This window comes from Streptomyces sp. NPDC034086 (assembly GCF_055575515.1).
In genome coordinates this window covers 61364-77384 of record NZ_JBVISM010000005.1, presented here as the reverse complement: position 1 = coordinate 77384, position 16021 = coordinate 61364, and the positions used below count along the sequence as shown (strand labels likewise).

Here is a 16021-nt window from a genome sequence, read left to right as displayed (position 1 = left end):
CCCTCCGCCCGTGCGGCTCCGCCGGCTATGCCGCGTCCATGAGGGCGACCGCCAGATCCGCCCGGCCGCGGATACCGAGTTTCTGGTAGCTGTGCGTCAGATGCGTCTCGACCGTGCGGACGGCGACGTGCAGCAGCGCGGCGATTTCACTGTTGCTGTGCCCGGCCACGACCAGCAGGGCGATGCGGCGTTCGCTGGAGGTGAGTGCCATGACCCCGGTCTGGCTGGCCCGTTGCGGCCGGGCGCCGCAACGGCGCAGGGCTTCCTGCGCGATCAGGTGAAGCCGGACCGCTCCCATGCGCTCGGCGCGCTGGGCCGCTTCGCGCAACACCTCACGGGCCCGCTGCCGCTGGCCGGAGCCCTGGAGCGCCTGCCCGAGCGAGAGGAGGGCGGGAACCAGTTCGGGAAGCGGTTCGGTCGTGTCCCGCAGCGTGTCCACCGCCTGTTCGGCGATGTCCAGGCCCTGCCGTCCGCCGAGGGACGCGCCGAGGGCGCGCAGCGCCCGGCCCACGGCGCGGGGCGTTCCCCACGTCCGGGCCAGCCGCAGTTCCTCCGTGGCGAGCGGGACCGCGTTCTCCGGCGAACCCAGCGCGACGTGGCAGTCGGCGGCGGCGGAGCGCCACGGAGTGACGACCGGGCTCTCCACCTGGCGGGCGGACTGGCGGGCGCCGCACTCCAGGAAGTCGGCGAGCGCCCCTCCGGGGTCCTCGGACGCGAGGCGGAGCAGTCCCCGCGCGTAGAGGAACTCGCTCCATTCCCAGGAGCCGTTGGCTCCGCCCAGGGCGACGGCTTCGGCGAGCCGCTGGGCCTCGGACAGCCGGCCCGTCTCGGTCAGCGCGATGACGGCCTGGGCGCTGAGGTGGGCGTTGTCGGGCACCGGCTCCACGCACTGTCCCGCGCGCGCCCCCCACAGCGTCGTGTCGGCCAGGAGTTCGCCGTACTGGCCCCGCATCACCGCCATCTCGGCCTGGACGCTCAGCAGGCTCTGCCGTCCGGGGTGCAGCTTCGGCATCCGGTCGTCGGCGAGTCCGCGTGCCACCAGCCGGCCGGCCTCGGGGAGTTCGTCGGCCCACTGCGCCAACGAGGCGGTGGACGCGAGGAGGTACGGCTCGATCAGCGGATCCAGCACCTGGGCCGTCAGCGACCGGACCCGTTCCATGACTTCGGCCGCCGACAGGTGTCCCGCGGTCGCCTCGTATTCGGTGAGCAGCGCACGAGCGGTGGGGGCCATCGTGCCGGGCGACTGCTCCTCGATCCGTTTGAGTTCGGCCACCACCTGGAGCCAGCTGCTGCCCTCGTGCGAGGAGACCAGGGCTGTCGCCGCCTGGAGCGCGTCCGCCAGGCCCGTGGAGTCGGCCTCCTCGGCGAGGTCCTCGAGCACGGTGAGGGCGAGGCGGACCTCGCCCCGGGCCACCAGGGCGGCGCTCAGCGCGGTGGCGGCGTGGACCTTTCCCCCGACGTTCCGCTCCAGGCGCAGCGCCTCGGCGAGGTGGCGCACCCCGGAGGAGCGTTCGCCCTGCATCTCCAGACAGCCGAGTTCGGAGAGGGCCTCGACCCGGCGGCGGACGGGCAGTGGCTCCTCGAGCGCCCGCCGCAGGAGGGCGATGGCGTCGTCGATCCGCGCGCCTCGGACCGCCCGGGTGGCGGCGGTGAGCAGCACGTCGGCGGCCCACGGCTCGCCCACGGCCGCGATCGGCAGCAGATGGCGCGCCACCGTGTCCTCCGGGTCACCCCGGTGGTGCAGCAGTTCGGCGGTGCGACGGCGCAGGTGCGTCCGGTGGTCCCGGTGCTGGGAGTCCCGTATCGCCTCGCGCAGCAGCGGGTGGGCGAACACCGGACGGCCCTCCGTCGCGGTGGCCCGCAGGAGACCTTGCCGGATGAGGTCCCCGGTCCATCCGCAGAGCCGGGCCGGGTCCGATCCGGCCACCTGGGGCAGGAGCGCGAGGGCGTCCTCCACGTCCTGGAGTTCGGCGAACGCCCGGGTGGCGGCCGCCGTCTCGGCGCCCGCGCTGCGCAGCCAGCGGGACACCGCGCCGGCGAAGGCGCCGTGATGGAGTTCGGCGCAGCTCTCCGGGAGCCGGGGCGGGAGCGGCCCGCCGCCGGTGATCTCCGTCAGGTCGGTGAGCAGCGCGTGCAGCAGCATGGGGTTGCCGGCGCAGGCCTGGACGCAGTCCTCGGCCAGGGCCGGCGGTACGTGGTCGCCCAGCGCGGCGCGGACCACACCGGTGGCGGCCGCCGGGCCCAGGGGCCGCAACGTCCACTGTCCGTGCGCCGGTCTGCCGGCGGGGTCGGCGAAGGCGGGCTTGGGCGGGACGAGGTCGTACTGCCAGCGTTCGGTCACCGCCAGCAGGACCGGCAGTTTGTCCAGCCGCCGGGCCACTTGGGCGAGCCAGCGGCGCGACGGCTCGTCGGCCAGGTGGATGTCGTCCACGGCGAGCAGGACGGGACCTTCCGCCGCCTTCGCACGGAGCAGGCTCCACAGCCGGGACGGCAGATCCGCCCCGTACAGCGAGCCGTCCCACTGAGCGCCTCCCGCCGCCGGCGGCACGACCGACCTCGTGTGGAGGAGGTCGTCGAAGAGCTGGAGGACCGCGCCGAAGTCGGCGTCCGATTCCTGATCGGAGCATCGTGCGCTCAGTACCGTCGTCCCCCGCAGCGCCTCCCCCCTGGAGAGTTCCTCCAGCAGGGCGGTGCGGCCGGTTCCGGTGGCCCCCCGGAACACCAGGAGTTCACCGGCGCCCGACCGTGCCCGCTCGGCCCCCGCCCTGGCCCCCCGCAGCGGCTGCGCCCGCTCCCACAACGCGCCGGGCTGAGCGGGGGCGGGCGCACGGGACGAACTGGCGATCATACGGGGGGCTCCTGGACATCAAGGTGCGCTGCACAGAGAGGAGAGGCCATTGTGTACCACTTCACCAGACGCGATAGCAGGGTACGGCGATTTCAGGCCTCTCCCGGCATACCTGCGATCTCCGTCTCATTCGGACATGTCCCTCATGCACGCGTATGCCGTCGCCCGGCCGCGCGGGGAGCCCTGCCCCGGGGCCGCGGCCGGCCGCCCGCCGCCCGAGGGCGGGCCGGGTCCGCCCCGAGGGCCACAACGCCGCCTTCCACACATTCCCGGGCGACTGCGAGAGCAATTGTTCTCCACTCTTCGGACAAAGAAAATGCGCCAATGGTTGATAACGAAACAAAGGTTCTCGGCCTCGGAAAAACACTTCCCGAATGCACGTCGCCCCGGCGACGGCCGCCTACGGCACGGGACGCCCGTGCCGCGGCCGCCGGACCACCGGAGCGGACACAACCCGCAGGCAGGGGCGCTGCCGCGGTCCGTTCGGCACGCTAACACCACCTGTATCAAAGACACTTAAAGTCCTCGTGGTTTCGATCTCGTGGGCGCCCACGATGGTCACACCACGACCCCGTCCAGGAGAGTGAAAGCCAATGGCGCTGCGGCCCACTCGATAGCCGGCCCGCTCGCACGGGTCCCTTCATTCGGGTCCGCCACGAGAACAAGGAGACATGAACTGTGATGCAGTGCGTCGACGGAGTCAGCACGTTTCGTCGGGTCCCGGTTGTCATTCACGCCCCGGACCCGATTTCCCGGGCCGGAGTCGTGAGCGAGCTCCGTCCGTACCCGGAGATAGCGCTCACGGACGACGCGCGGCACGAGCCCGGCCAGGTCGCGCTGCTGCTCGCCGACTCGGTGGACGAGGCCGTCCTGTCGAACGTGCGCCGGCTCGTCCGCGCCGAAGCCGTCCGGGTCGTCCTGGTCGTGGACCGGCTCAGGGAAGCGGAGCTGTTCGACGTGGTCGCCTGCGGCGTCACGTCGATCCTCTGGCGACGCGAGGCCAACGGCGCGCGCCTGCTCCAAGCCGTCCTCGCCGCGGAACGGGGAGACGGCGACTTCCCCGCCGATCTCCTGGGCAAGCTCATCGCCCACATGGGACGTCTGCGCAACAGCGCGCCCGGCGCAGCGGGCTCGGCTCCGGCCACGATGGGGATGGTGCCGCGGGAAGCGGACGTCCTGCGACTGGTGGCGGACGGCCTGGACACCGGAGAGATCGCGGCCAAGCTGGCCTACTCGGAGCGGACGGTCAAGAACGTGCTCCACACCGTGACGACCCGCCTCCACTTGCGCAACCGGGCCCACGCGGTGGCCTACGCACTGCGCGAGGGCTACATCTAGGCCGCCCCTTCCGGAACTTGGCGGTCGACGGGCCGCCGGGGACGGCCGGCACTCTGTCGCTGCCGGCGCTCACCGGCCGTTCAGCAGCTGCGTGGTGGCCAGTTCCCGGTAGAGGGCGTCCCCGGTGAGGAGTTCGGCGTGGGTGCCCACCGCCCGTACGCGGCCCGCCTCCATCACGACGATGCGGTCGGCCGTGGTGACCGTGGACAGGCGGTGGGCGACGACGAGGACGGTGATGCGGCCGGCGACGTCGGTGATGGTGTCGCGCAGCGCCGCCTCGTTGGCCGCGTCGAGCTGCGAAGTGGCTTCGTCGAGCAGCAGCAGCCTCGGGCGGCGCAGCAGGGCCCTGGCGATCGCGACGCGCTGGCGCTCTCCGCCCGAGAGCCTGCTGCCGCGGTGGCCGACGTCGGTGTCGAGGCCGTGGGGCAGGCGGTCCGTCACCCCGTCGAGGCGGACGAGGCGCAGGGCGTGGCGGAGTTCCTCCTCCGTGGCGTCGACCGCGCCCAGCGTCAGGTTCTCGCGCAGGGTGCCGGCGAGGACGGGCGCGTCCTGCTCCACGTATCCGATGGCGGAGCGCAGTTCCGCCAGGGGCCACTGCCGCACGTCCTTCCCGTCCAGCAGTACGTGCCCGCCGTCCGGCTCGTAGAAGCGTTCTATCAGGGAGAAGACCGTGGTCTTGCCCGTGCCGGAGGGGCCGACGAACGCGGTCAGGCCTCCGCCGGGAACGGTGAAGGAGACACGCCGGTGCACCGGGGGCAGCCCGGGGCGGTAGGCGAAGCGGACCTCGCGGAAGGCCACGCGGGCGGGCAGCGGATCGCCGTGCGACCGGCTCGCACCCCCTCCCATCGCGCCGTCCGCGCCCCGGGACGCCTCCGGGCTCGCGGCCTCCAGGCTCTCCACCTCCATGCGCTCGACCTCCAGGATCCGGGCGGCGGCGGCCGAACCGATCTGGAACTGGACGACGCCTTCCACCAGTTGGCCGATCCGGGGAGCCAGCGCGAACAGGTAGAGGAGGAACGCGACCAGGGTGGAGACCCCGATGGCTCCGGAGGTGACGCGGGCGCCCCCCACCCCCAGCACGACCAGGAAGCAGACCTGCACCACGACGGCCGAGAGGGTCGCGGACACCGCTTCCCAGGCGGCGGCGCGGACACCGGTGCGCCGGGCGTGCTCGGCCGCCCGGTACAGCGCTCGCGCCTCCTGCTGTTCGGCACCCGACGCCTTGATGGTGCGGAAGGCGCCCAGGGCCCGTTCCAGCGCGGCGCCCATGCGGCCGACCGCCTCCTGCGTGTGCCGGGTCGCCCGGCCGATCCGCGGGGACACGACGGCGACGACGACGCCGACGAACGCGATCACGCCGAGGGTGACCCCGAGCAGCACGGGGTCGAGCAGGCCCATCATCACCACCGTCGCGAGGGTGATCAACGTGCCGGTGACCGCCGCCGACACCGCCCGCGGGGCGCTCTGCCGCAGGAGCGCCGTGTCGGAGGTGACGCGGGAGATCAGGTCCCCCGGTTCGGTGCGCTCCACCACCGGGACCCGCAGGGCCAGCAGACGGTCCGTCAGGCGGAGCCGGGCGGTGCGGACGACGGACTCCGCGGACCGGTCCAGTACGTAGTGCCCGAGGCCGGCGAGGATTCCCCCCGCCGCCACCAGCGCGCTCAGGGCGATCACGGGGCCGTACGCCGGTGCTCCCCGGCCCATGTCGTCCATCACCTGCTTGGCCGCCAGGGGCTGGGCCAGGCCCATCGCGCTGCCCATCAGCCCCAGCAGGACACCCGCGCCCATGGGGCCGCGCTGGGGCCGGAGGTGCCCGATGAGGGCGCGCGTCGCGGGGGGCACGGGTCACTCCACCGCGAAGAAGCGCTGGAAGTATCCGGCCGGCGTGCCCTCGCCGACCGCTTCGCCCTCGGCTTCCACCCAGGCGTGCGCGGCGAACGGCGGGCGGGTGCGCACCCCCACGCACCAGGTGGGCCACTGGCCGCGGCAGCGGCACAGCAGCACGGTAGCCAGGGACCGGGGCAGGCAGCCCTTGTGTCCGCCCGCGGCCAGGCTCACGGCGAGCACCGTCTCCCGGGCCGCTTCCGCCTCGGCCAGCGTGGCGGGCCGGGACCCGCGGCGCAGCAGGGCCAGCACGGCCCGGATCCGCGCGGGCGGAAGGGTGGCCAGCACGTGGGCGCAGCCGATCACGACGCGCGCCCCGAGGCGGCGGCCCAGGGGGACGGAGCGGGGGTGGTAGGGAACGGCTTCCGGGGTCGACATCGGTGCGTGTCCCTTCGGCGGGGCGGCCGGCGGCCGGTGGTGTGGTGCGCTGTGCTGAGCTGTGCCGTGGGCCCGGTCCGGCGGCCGTGGCCGGCTACGGCGTGATGAGCCCTGCGGAACGGAACTCCTCGACGATGCTCATGACGTCCTGTGCGGCCACGTCGGTGTCCACTCCCTCGTACCGTTCGACGAGGGCCGCCGCCGCCCGTTCGGCGCCGTGGCCGTCCAGGAGTTCGCGGAGCACGAGGGCCGCCGTGGGGTTGAGGGTCCAGTACGCGGCGCTCTTCTGGTCGAGCAGGGCCATGCCGTACTCGGTCTCGGTCAGCAGGATCCCGGGCTTCAGCGTGCACATCGGATCACCTTTCCGGTCGGGTCAGGGGGCGCGGCCTCGGGGACGGCGTCATCTCCCGGGAGCGCAGCCATACTTCGCAGGCCACCGTCGGGTGCAGCAGGTAGCTCTCGCTCTCGGCCGACAGGGCGCGGCTGCACCACTCGCGCAGCGCCGCCGCGTCGACGAGACCCAGCCGGGCGAGGCGCGACTCCTCGCACAGGGCGAGCAGCCGGGCGCGGTGGCGGCGCAGTCCCGCCTCCTCCTCGAAGGTGGCGTTGGCCTTGGTGCCGCGGGTGCGGCTGGCCTCGGGGACGATGCCGCGCATGGCCTCGACGATCAGCGGCTTGTACCGCCACGGAGTGATCCGCTCCTGCGGCCGGACGGCGAGGGCCGCCTCGATCACCCGGTCGTCGTAGTAGGGGGCCGCGACCGTGATGCCCAGCGGGGCGGCCATCTGGCCGATGTGCCGGGTCCACTGGGAGATGCCGTCCATCGCGGCCATCTCCCGGTGCTCACCGTGCCCGCGGCCACGGGGCTCGGCGTCCGGGAGGTGGCTGCGGAGCAGTTCGCGCACCGCGTCCACGGCCTCGGGCGTGGCCCAGCCCGGCATGCGGGGCGGCGCCGACCAGTCCAGCAGCGGTTCGTCCGCCGGGGCCGGGGGTGCGTCCAGGTCACGGGCGACCCTGGCGAGCCAGGCGCGGTAGGAACGGCGGTCCAGCAGCTGGCGCAGCACGCGCCATCGGGACCACTGGTACTTCGCGGTGTATCCGCGCAGGTCGCGCAGGGCGGTGAGGGGGTGCGTACCCACCAGCGCGTGGAGGCGGGCGGGTGCTCCGGCGAGGAGTTCGTCGCCCCCCAGGCCGGTCAGGTGCAGGGTCGATCCGCCGGCTGCCGCCAGCGCGACGATGTGCATGCGTCGGTTGCGGTCGACCGTGAGGATGCTGGGGGTGTCCAGGAGGTCGTCGAGCGCGTCGATCCCGTCGAAGGTCATGGCCAGTTCGGCCGCGGGGACGACGTGGTGCTCGACCGTTCCCAGGCCCTGGGTGGTGCGGCGCGCCCAGTACACGTCGTCACCGAGTTCGTCGTGGATGGCGGCGGTGTACGCCGCGACCTTGGCGTCCCCGCGGGCGGCGGCGCAGCACACGGCGGTGGAGTCGAGGCCGCCCAGGTCCGCCGTCACCCGCTCGCGCCCGCGCGTGCGCGTGGCGACGGCGGCGGTCAGCGCCTCCCGGAAGCGCACGGCGCCTTCGGCCAGGGACAGGTGGGGCTCGGGCGGCGCCCACCAGCGGGTCTGCCGCGCCCGGCCGTCGGCGTCGAGCGTCAGGTAGTGGCCGCCGGGCTGGGCGTGTACCCCCTTCCACATCGGGGAGCCCGACAGCGGGTGCGGCACGCCCAGGGTGAGCAGTTCGAGAGCGAGCCTGCGTTCGTCGAGCGGGGCGCCGACGAGTTCGGCGAGTACGTCCGCCCGGTCGGAGGCCAGGCTGACGCCGCCGGCCGCCGGGAGGGCGGCATCGGTGAAGAACACCCGCCTGATGCCGACGGCGCCGCCCTGGACCCGGACCCGTCGGCCGCTGCCGGCCACGAGGTGGAGGCTGCCGGCCCAGGTGGCGCTGACGCGGTCGAGCGCCGACAGGGACGTGCCTTCGACGGCCGTGGCGGCGCGCCGGGCCGCTTCGGCGGTGACGGAGTGTTCGCCGAGCACGGCGACGCGGGTTCCTCCGCACGCGCCCACCACCATGCTGGACGGTGTCCAGCGCCCCACGAGCCAGGGGCGTCCGGAGGGGTGGCGCAGGGCCTGGTCGGCGTGGGCGAGCGCGCGGGCGGCGACGGCGGCGGCCGCGTCGGTGTCGGGCAGGACGGCGAACCAGGTGGGCAGGGTCTGGAGTGACAGGGAGTCTTCCACGACTGCGGCCTTCGGTCGGCGGTGTGCGGGAAGCGGGGGCCGGGAGGCAGGTGGCCTGGTGGGCGGGGGCGGGGGCGGCTGGGGGCCGCCCCCCGCCGGCCCGGCCGCCGCCGCCTGTTCGGCGGCGGGGCCGGGCCCTCATGTCAGAGGAGCTGCTTGCCGCCGAGGACGTCCTTGGGCCCCGTGTTCTTGATCCCGGTCACCTTGCGGAAGCTGCCGGCCTTGGTGAGGGTGGGGCGCTCATACGTCATGGTCGAACTCCTTTTCGCTGGGGGACGTGCGGTCTGCATGCGCATGCGGCGGTTCCCGATCCGGAGATCGGTCATTCCGCTTTCACCACGCTACGTAGGACGAGCAGATCATCACAGGGCGCTTCCGCTTCGCTCGCCGTGCGCCCACGGCGCTCACGTGACCCCGCGCGCCCCTGAACGGTTCCGCCCGCCGCCCCTTTCGAGGACATCCGGCCTCACACGTCCCGCCCGTACCACCGGGGAAGCGAAAACATACTTTTCCAGGGTTCGTTCTCCCGGTCCCCCGCCGGCGGTCAGGCGTGCTCGTCCGACGGCTGCCGGCCGGGCTGGACGGACCAGACCGGGGGTTCGTCGTTGCCCGAGTCCTCGTCGCGCTCCGCGTCGGCGGCCGTCGCGTGGACGTTGCCCGCCGCGTGGTGGACCGGCGCGTACACGGCGTACAGCCGCATGGGCTCGTCGCCGGTGTTGGTGACGTTGTGCCAGGTGCCGGCGGGTACGAAGACGGCCCAGCCGTCCTCGACCTCCCGGTCGAAGTCGAGCCGGTCCTTCGCGGGGCCCATCTGGACGCGGCCCCGGCCGGCGTCGAGGCGGAGGAACTGGTCGGTCTCCGGGTGCGCCTCCAGGCCGATGTCCTCACCCACGGGGATCGACATGAGGGTCAGCTGGAGGTACTTCCCGGACCAGGCGACCGAGCGGTAGTCGCTGTTCTCCAGCGTCGCCTGCTCGAGGTCGAAACTCTGGGGTTCGGGCCCGATGTCCTTGATGGTCATGCTTCTCTCCCGGTCGACGGAGGTGGTACGCGTTCGGGCGCAGGTGGTGCGCCGTGCCAACCCTTCCAGACTCACCGGGGTGTCGCGGCCCGGCGCCAGTGACACTCGAGCCGGACTGTCACGGTCACGTGCGGCAGCTCGGCGTCGCAGGGGAGCGGGCGCCTGCCGACCAGGTGGCCGCGCCGTGACGCCACCGCACCGCGCGTGCGAGGAGGACCCGCCGGACCGGTACGAGGAGAGGCACGGCTCGCCCGGGGGCGAGGAGCCTCATCCCGGCCGGTCGGTCACGGGTAGAGCCTCGGTTCGCCGGGGCGCTCGAAGTAGAAGCCCCGCGGCCCCTCGGGTTCCGGAGCACGGTCACACGGGCAGGACCGGCCCCCCGCCTTCCACCAGAGCGCTGCCGTCCAGGAGGAGTTTGCCGGGCCGCGGAAACGGCGTGCTGCGCGCGGACGAGGCAGCCCTCGGAGCAGGTCAGTTCACCCATGACGGGCATGTCCGCATCCCGCGGCAGTAGGCCGTGACAACGCCGGCCTTCCCCTTCGCCCCGGGCGCTTCGCACCTGCCGTCGGCCGTGGTCCCGGCGTAGCGGACCTTGACCACGAAGTCGACCTGACGGCCGTTCCTGAGGGCGGATCCCCAGTACTCGAGGTCGCGCCGCCGGTCGGACGGCTTGCCGGGCCTGCCGTTGAGGGCGGCGTTGACGAGCCGGCAGCTCGTGGTGCCGTGCGGCCGGGAGAAGTGCTGCCGGCCCAGCTCGGAGTTCCCCGTCCGCCTGGGGACGCGACGGTGGTCCCAGTCCGTCTGCACTCCCTCGGGTGCACTGCCCGCTGACCGGGCACCGGCCGGAGCGCCACACGTAAATGGCTGGCAGGTGCATGACCAGTCAAGCGGGTGCGGGGCTACCTTCTTAGAGCTCCGGAGGAGCGGCTGTCCGAACGTCCGGACCCTTGACGGGCGGCGGCGCCTCCGACACCCCGGCTCCGCCGCAGGGGCCGGACCCGCCCCCCCACCTGAAGGAGCACGACCATGTTCCTGGGCACCTGTGCGAAAGTCGGCACCGCCGCGGCGGCGCTCGTCCTCACCGCGGCGACCGCCGCGGCCGCGGCACCCACGCCCGCGCCGGCCGATGCCGTCGCGGCGGCAGTGACGCTTCGTTACGACGACAGCCGCGCCGGCGGCTGGGAAACCGCCGTCGCGGCCGGGGTCGCGTCCTGGAACGCGAACGTCAGCAACGTGCGGCTGGTGAAGGCCGCGCCGGGCGTCCGGGCCGAGATCGTCATCGTGGCCACCACCGGCTGGCCGCAGGCCACCCTGGGACCGGTCCGCCCGGGGCGGCAGGTGCGGGTCGAACTCGGCGCGCAGGCCGTGAGCCAGGGGTACGACAAGACGCGCATCACGGCGCACGAACTGGGCCACAGCCTGGGCCTCCCGGACACCAAGCCGGGACCGTGCACCCAGCTGATGTCCGGATCCAGCGCCGGGACGGCCTGCACCAACGCCGTACCGGACGCCACGGAGCGGTCCCGCGTGCAGTCCGCGTACGCGAGCGGCCTCACGGCGGGCGTGCCCGCCGACGGCCGGATCCTCGTCGACGCACCCTGACGGGCGGAACGGGGCCGACCACCGTCACCGTCGGCGCCCCGACGAGAGCTGCGGCTCGGTGATCCAGGCGGACGGCAAGGCTGCCGTCCGCCTGGCGGTGGCGGGCGAGGGGGCCGCGCGACCACGTTCAACGTGCCCCGACAGCCGGGGCGGCCGCGTGCGCCGCCGCCCGCTCCCCCACGCCTGGCGACCCCCTGCGCCGGTTGACGCGGAGACCGGCCCGACGACGCACGTGGTGTCACCGTCCGTCGTACCCCTGAAGGGGAGGCCCGGGTCGAACGAGCGGGCACCCGGGGAGCGGATCGGGGACCGGCCCACCACCCCCGCGACGGCATGGCCGCACCGGTCCCGCCGTCTCGGCGGACCGCGCACGGCGGCCTCGGCGTTTCGGCCAACCACGCTGCTCCGCACGCCCGTTGCGGCAGAGGGGTCGGTGCATCCACCACACGCCGACACGCGCTCCGTCCCGGGAAATCCGCAGCGACTGAAACACACCAGTTCGATATCCCGGCGTGGTCGTTAAGCCTCACGACCACACCGGACGAACGCCAGGGGGACCACGTTGACATCGGCTGCCACGAACGAACACCAGCCCACCCCACCCCTCCCCCCGCCGCCCCCGCCACCGCCGCCCGCGGAGATCACCTACAGCGGGCAGTACTCCGTCAACCCCCTCGCCGAAGTCTCCTTCCGGCGGATGTGCGCGCAGATCCCGGCCGTCCTGGGCCGCATCGCGCGGCTGTCGTGGCGGACCGACCGGCGGGCCGTGCAGCTCCTGCTCGCCTGCCAGCTGGTCACGGGCGTCTCCGCCGCCGTGGTGCTCGCGGCCACGGCCCGGGCCATGGCGCCGGTCCTCGGGGACGGCACCGCCGGGGAGCGGCTGCGCGGTGCCCTGCCGGCACTGCTGGTGGTGGCGCTCGCCGCGGCGCTGGTGCGTACGGCAGGCGCGGTCGCCACGTACGCCGAGCGGCGGATCACTCCGCGGCTGACGTCGGAGACGGACTCCGCGCTGGTCGAGGCGGTGTGCCGGGTGGAGGCCTCGGCGTACGCGGAGGACGGCTTCTCGGACCGGCACGAGGCGGCCGAGATGGGGGTGATCCGCACGCACGTCATGGTCACCGACGCCCAGCGGTTCCTGTCCGCGCTGATCCGCATGGTCACCGCCGGCGGCGTGCTGTCGGTGCTGAACCCGTGGATGCTGCCGCCGTTGCTGCTCGCGGTGCTGCCGGCCGGTGTCGGCGCGATCCTGACCGCCCGGGTCGACTACGAGATCCATTACGCGAACGTCGCCGACCGCAACGTGCGCGGCATGATGCGCTGGTGGGCGACCACCTCGAAGTACGGCGACGAGGTCCGCGCCAACTCGATGACCGACTACCTCATCCACTGGTACCGGGCCCTGTCCGACCGGTGTGACCGGCGCACCCTGGCCGCCGCCCCGCGGACCCTGCGGATCGCCTTGCTCTCCGCGCTGGCCGGCGGCGTGTTCCTCGTCGCGACCTGGGGCGCGCTGGCGTGGCTGGCGGTGTCCGGACGGGTCGAGCTCGCGGTCGCGGCGACGGCGGTCATCGCCGTGCAGACCACGCTCGCCGCGCTCTCCCAAGTGGTCGTCAACGGTGCCGCGGTCTTCCACACCAGCCTGTACCTCGGTGACATGCAGGCCTTCCTCGACGACGCCGCCGCCCGCGCCCCCCAGCGCGGCCCGCGCGCGCACGCCGCGCCGACCGAGGAGATCCGGCTCGAGGAAGTCGTCTACCAGTACCCGGGTAAGGACAAGCCCGCCGTGGACGGTGTCTCGCTCGCCCTGCGGCGCGGACAGATCCTCGCGATCGTCGGCGCGAACGGGTCGGGCAAGTCCACCCTCACCCGGCTGCTGACCGGGATCTACCTGCCCGACAAGGGCAAGGTCACGTGGAACGGCACCGACCTGGCCGAGGTGGACCCCGCCACGGTGTGGGCGAACACCGGCCTGGTGCCGCAGATCTTCGCCCAGTGGCCGCTGCGGGTCCGCGAGAACGTCACCCTCGGCCAGCCCCGTACCCACGACGACGCCTCCGTATGGGAGGCCGTCGACGCGGTCGGCCTGCGTGAGGCCGTCGAGGACCTGCCCGCGGGCCTGGACACCCTCCTGGCCCGCGACGTGTTCGGCGGCTCGGAACTCTCCGGCGGGCAGTGGCAGCGCATCGCCTGTTCGAGGGCCCTCTACAGGCAACCGGACCTGCTGATCCTCGACGAGCCCACCTCGCAGATGGACCCCCGGGGCGAGCACCAGATCTTCGAGCGGATCAAGGCCATCGCCGCCGACCGCATCACGATCGTGGTCACCCACCGCCTGGAGAACACCAAGATCGCTGACCACATCATCGTGATGGAGGACGGCCGGATCACGGAACAGGGCCGGTACGACGACCTCGTCCACGCCGGCGGAACCTTCGCCGAACTGCTGGAACTCTCCCAGGACCGCTGACCGGCCCCGCCCCGTCACACCCGTCCCCTCTCACTGCCGGCCGAGCAGGCGCTTCCTCGTCCCCGGCTCAACTGCGGCCCGGGCCAACGGTCCCGCGCTCACCACCGAGGTCCCGAGGCCGCCCTCCCTCCCCCACATCCGTCCCCTGACCACCGCCTACCTTGACCCACCAGGAGGCCACCGTGCCGCTGCCCAGTCTGCTCGGCGTCTTCGCCCACCCCGACGACGAAGCCCTCGTCGCCGGCGGAGTCCTCGCCGCGCACGCCGGCTCCGGTGCCCGGACGACCGTCGTCACCACCACCTGGGCCCCCGACAGCCACCGTGCCGCGGAACTCGCGGACGCCACGGCGGCCCTCGGCGCCGGCGTACCCCGCATGCTCGGGTACGCCGACCACCGCATCCCCCAGTCCGCTCCGGGCCGCCCACGCCTGTGCGACGCACCGATCGACGAGGTGATCAGTGAACTCGTGCGGCACATCAGACAGTTCCGGCCCGAGATCGTGGTCACCCACGACGCCTACGGCCAGCTCACCGGCCACCCCGACCACCGGCACACCCACCGCGTCACCACCCTGGCGTTCACGGCCGCCGGGCTGGAGCACCTCTACCCCGACGCCGGGGAACCCTGGCAGCCCGCGGCTCTCTACACCGCCACCCACCCTCACTCCGCCCTGGACGACCTCGGTCCTCTGCTCGCCGGAGCGGACAAGTCGGTCCTCAGCGTGCCGGACGAGATGATCACCGTGACGGTCGACGTCCGACCCTGGCTCGACAGGAAGTGGCGGGCGATCCTCGCGCACCGCAGCGAGGTCGTGAAGCAACGCCCGCTCCCCGCCCTCCTCTCCCGCCTTCCCGAGCCGGCCCGGAACAGAATCATCGGGACGGAATACTTCTCCCGCCTCAGCCCTGCGAAGTCCGCCAGCGGGCTCACCCAGCTCGCGCTATAGGGAGAGCCCCCCGGGTGCCGTCCCGGACCGGCAACACCGAAGGCCTTCCAGCCGTCCGGCGTTCCCCGCGCCGAGGCGGTGTTGAGTGTGGTCGGTCATCTGCTGCAGACAGACCGGCGGTGGGGTGGGGGCTGCGGTACGAGGAGGCGCCCGGTCTCGTCGCGGGCCCAGCACGGAGTCGACCAGGGAGCGGGCGCCCTCGTCCGGGGCAGGGACCGGGGCCCTCGGGACAGGGGCAGCGGACGTGTTCGGGGGGCGCAGGGGGCCGTGTTCCGGTCGGCTCTCGCCCCGTCCGTCCCGGAGTCGTGGAGCCGCGCGGGTCAGGCGCCGCCCCCGGCGTGGCGGCCGTGATCGCCCGCGAAGGCCGCGAAGACCTCGCGCGCCGTGCCTCCGGCATGCAGGAAGCGTTCGTCGAGGATGGCCGCCAGGTCGTCCAGCGCCGCCCGCAGCACCGCGGCGGAGAGCCGGACGTCCGGGTGACGGGCACCCGCCGCCTGGTCCGCCAGGTTCAGGGCCCAGGTGATCTGGCGGGCGAGGGAGGTGCGGTCGTCCCCGTCGTGGAAATAGTACGACTCGGCGTACTGCTGGAAGTCGACGGACACCACGGAGACGGCCCGGGCCAGGCCGTCGAGGATGGCCGCGCCCGCGTCGGCGTCGATCTGCTCCGTCGAAGGACGGGTACGGGCGAGGTGCGAGATCCGCAAGGCGAGGGCACGGCGCCGGGCGAGGGCGGGGTAGATGCCGAGGGTCCAGGCCACCGTGGCGCTGAACAGGGCGAAGCCGACGATGGCCTCCACGGGGGCGAGGATGCGGAGCCATCCCTCGGCGGGCGCGATGTCACCGAGGCCGAGGGTGGAGATGTGGACCAGGGATACGTACAGGGCGTCCGGAAAGTCCGCGTGCTCGGCGGGGCGCAGACCGGAGGCGTAGGTGAAGGCCCGCGGCATGTGGGGCCAGTAGACGAGAGCCCATCCCACGACCGCGGTGAGGGCCCACACGGCGACGACGACCACCATCGCGACGGGGCCCGCCAGCCCTGAGGGCCCGCGACGCAGCGGCCGGCGGGATGACAGCCGCCAGAGCGCCGTCATGACCAGGCGACTGAGGCCGCCGTGGCGCGTGGGGTGCCACAGGGTGTGGAACACGTCCCGCAGGACGACCGACACGAGGACCGCGCCCGCGAAGGTGATCAGCCAGTTCATCCTCGTCACCTTCCCCTGACGGCGTCACCAGCCCCTCGCGGGAACCCACATGGGCGATCCCCCTTCCGGCACGAACCTGTTCGCTCAGGAGCCTCGGATC

The 16021-nt window shown here is 73.5% G+C and carries 13 protein-coding genes; 4 read left to right on the top strand and 9 right to left on the bottom strand.

Annotation, left to right across the window (positions count from 1 at the left end):
• Window positions 1–25 precede the first annotated feature (25 nt).
• Entirely contained in the window at window positions 26–2848 is a 2823-nt protein-coding gene (locus ACZ514_RS14990) for a LuxR C-terminal-related transcriptional regulator (RefSeq protein ID WP_469124879.1), read from the bottom strand.
• A 681-nt stretch (window positions 2849–3529) separates the two neighbouring features.
• Here ACZ514_RS14990 and ACZ514_RS14985 point away from each other — a divergent pair.
• Window positions 3530–4186: a helix-turn-helix transcriptional regulator gene (locus ACZ514_RS14985; protein ID WP_468168146.1), complete on the top strand. Its 657-nt coding sequence runs from the start codon at window positions 3530–3532 to the stop codon at window positions 4184–4186.
• A gap of 69 nt (window positions 4187–4255) precedes the next feature.
• Here ACZ514_RS14985 and ACZ514_RS14980 read toward each other — a convergent pair whose 3' ends face one another.
• The 7 genes from ACZ514_RS14980 to ACZ514_RS14950 all read right to left on the bottom strand — a co-directional run bounded on the left by ACZ514_RS14980 (window position 4256) and on the right by ACZ514_RS14950 (window position 10510).
• Window positions 4256–5974, bottom strand: a complete 1719-nt coding sequence (locus tag ACZ514_RS14980) for an ABC transporter ATP-binding protein (RefSeq protein ID WP_469125018.1) — start codon at window positions 5972–5974, stop codon at window positions 4256–4258.
• Between the two features lie 57 nt (window positions 5975–6031).
• Window positions 6032–6448, bottom strand: coding sequence for a lasso peptide biosynthesis B2 protein (locus ACZ514_RS14975; protein ID WP_468168143.1), 417 nt, complete (start codon window positions 6446–6448; stop codon window positions 6032–6034).
• A gap of 94 nt (window positions 6449–6542) precedes the next feature.
• Window positions 6543–6800, bottom strand: a complete 258-nt coding sequence (locus ACZ514_RS14970; RefSeq protein WP_468168140.1) for a lasso peptide biosynthesis PqqD family chaperone — start codon at window positions 6798–6800, stop codon at window positions 6543–6545.
• A 4-nt stretch (window positions 6801–6804) separates the two neighbouring features.
• A complete protein-coding gene (locus tag ACZ514_RS14965) occupies window positions 6805–8682 on the bottom strand; it encodes a lasso peptide isopeptide bond-forming cyclase (protein ID WP_468696719.1) in 1878 nt (625 codons plus the stop codon).
• 143 nt (window positions 8683–8825) lie between these two features.
• Entirely contained in the window at window positions 8826–8933 is a 108-nt protein-coding gene (locus tag ACZ514_RS14960) for a keywimysin-related RiPP (RefSeq protein WP_158688462.1), read from the bottom strand.
• A gap of 293 nt (window positions 8934–9226) precedes the next feature.
• The gene (locus ACZ514_RS14955) at window positions 9227–9703 is read right to left on the bottom strand and encodes a cupin domain-containing protein (protein WP_468696716.1); all 477 of its coding nucleotides are present in this window, start codon (window positions 9701–9703) and stop codon (window positions 9227–9229) included.
• Between the two features lie 471 nt (window positions 9704–10174).
• On the bottom strand, window positions 10175–10510 hold the full coding sequence (locus ACZ514_RS14950) for a hypothetical protein (RefSeq protein WP_469124878.1): 336 nt from the start codon (window positions 10508–10510) through the stop codon (window positions 10175–10177).
• Window positions 10511–10729: 219 nt separating this feature from the next.
• Here ACZ514_RS14950 and ACZ514_RS14945 point away from each other — a divergent pair, with 219 nt between their 5' ends.
• The 3 genes from ACZ514_RS14945 (at window position 10730) to ACZ514_RS14935 (ending at window position 14719) form a co-directional block, all read left to right on the top strand.
• Window positions 10730–11305, top strand: a complete 576-nt coding sequence (locus ACZ514_RS14945) for a snapalysin family zinc-dependent metalloprotease (protein WP_469124877.1) — start codon at window positions 10730–10732, stop codon at window positions 11303–11305.
• 562 nt (window positions 11306–11867) lie between these two features.
• The gene (locus ACZ514_RS14940) at window positions 11868–13772 is read left to right on the top strand and encodes an ABC transporter ATP-binding protein (protein WP_469124876.1); all 1905 of its coding nucleotides are present in this window, start codon (window positions 11868–11870) and stop codon (window positions 13770–13772) included.
• Window positions 13773–13954: 182 nt separating this feature from the next.
• Window positions 13955–14719: a PIG-L deacetylase family protein gene (locus ACZ514_RS14935; protein WP_468168122.1), complete on the top strand. Its 765-nt coding sequence runs from the start codon at window positions 13955–13957 to the stop codon at window positions 14717–14719.
• Window positions 14720–15039: 320 nt separating this feature from the next.
• Here ACZ514_RS14935 and ACZ514_RS14930 read toward each other — a convergent pair whose 3' ends face one another.
• The gene (locus tag ACZ514_RS14930; RefSeq protein WP_468168119.1) at window positions 15040–15921 is read right to left on the bottom strand and encodes a potassium channel family protein; all 882 of its coding nucleotides are present in this window, start codon (window positions 15919–15921) and stop codon (window positions 15040–15042) included.
• Window positions 15922–16021: the final 100 nt, after the last annotated feature.

What these genes read in the sequence shown, in the direction of transcription:
- ACZ514_RS14990 (WP_469124879.1), bottom strand. Translation starts at nt 2,848, where the DNA reads ATGATCGCCAGTTCGTCCCGTGCGCCCGCCCCCGCTCAGCCCGGCGCG.
- ACZ514_RS14985 (WP_468168146.1), top strand. Translation starts at nt 3,530, where the DNA reads ATGCAGTGCGTCGACGGAGTCAGCACGTTTCGTCGGGTCCCGGTTGTC.
- ACZ514_RS14980 (WP_469125018.1), bottom strand. Translation starts at nt 5,974, where the DNA reads ATGGGCGCGGGTGTCCTGCTGGGGCTGATGGGCAGCGCGATGGGCCTG.
- ACZ514_RS14975 (WP_468168143.1), bottom strand. Translation starts at nt 6,448, where the DNA reads ATGTCGACCCCGGAAGCCGTTCCCTACCACCCCCGCTCCGTCCCCCTG.
- ACZ514_RS14970 (WP_468168140.1), bottom strand. Translation starts at nt 6,800, where the DNA reads ATGTGCACGCTGAAGCCCGGGATCCTGCTGACCGAGACCGAGTACGGC.
- ACZ514_RS14960 (WP_158688462.1), bottom strand. Translation starts at nt 8,933, where the DNA reads ATGACGTATGAGCGCCCCACCCTCACCAAGGCCGGCAGCTTCCGCAAG.
- ACZ514_RS14955 (WP_468696716.1), bottom strand. Translation starts at nt 9,703, where the DNA reads ATGACCATCAAGGACATCGGGCCCGAACCCCAGAGTTTCGACCTCGAG.
- ACZ514_RS14945 (WP_469124877.1), top strand. Translation starts at nt 10,730, where the DNA reads ATGTTCCTGGGCACCTGTGCGAAAGTCGGCACCGCCGCGGCGGCGCTC.
- ACZ514_RS14930 (WP_468168119.1), bottom strand. Translation starts at nt 15,921, where the DNA reads ATGAACTGGCTGATCACCTTCGCGGGCGCGGTCCTCGTGTCGGTCGTC.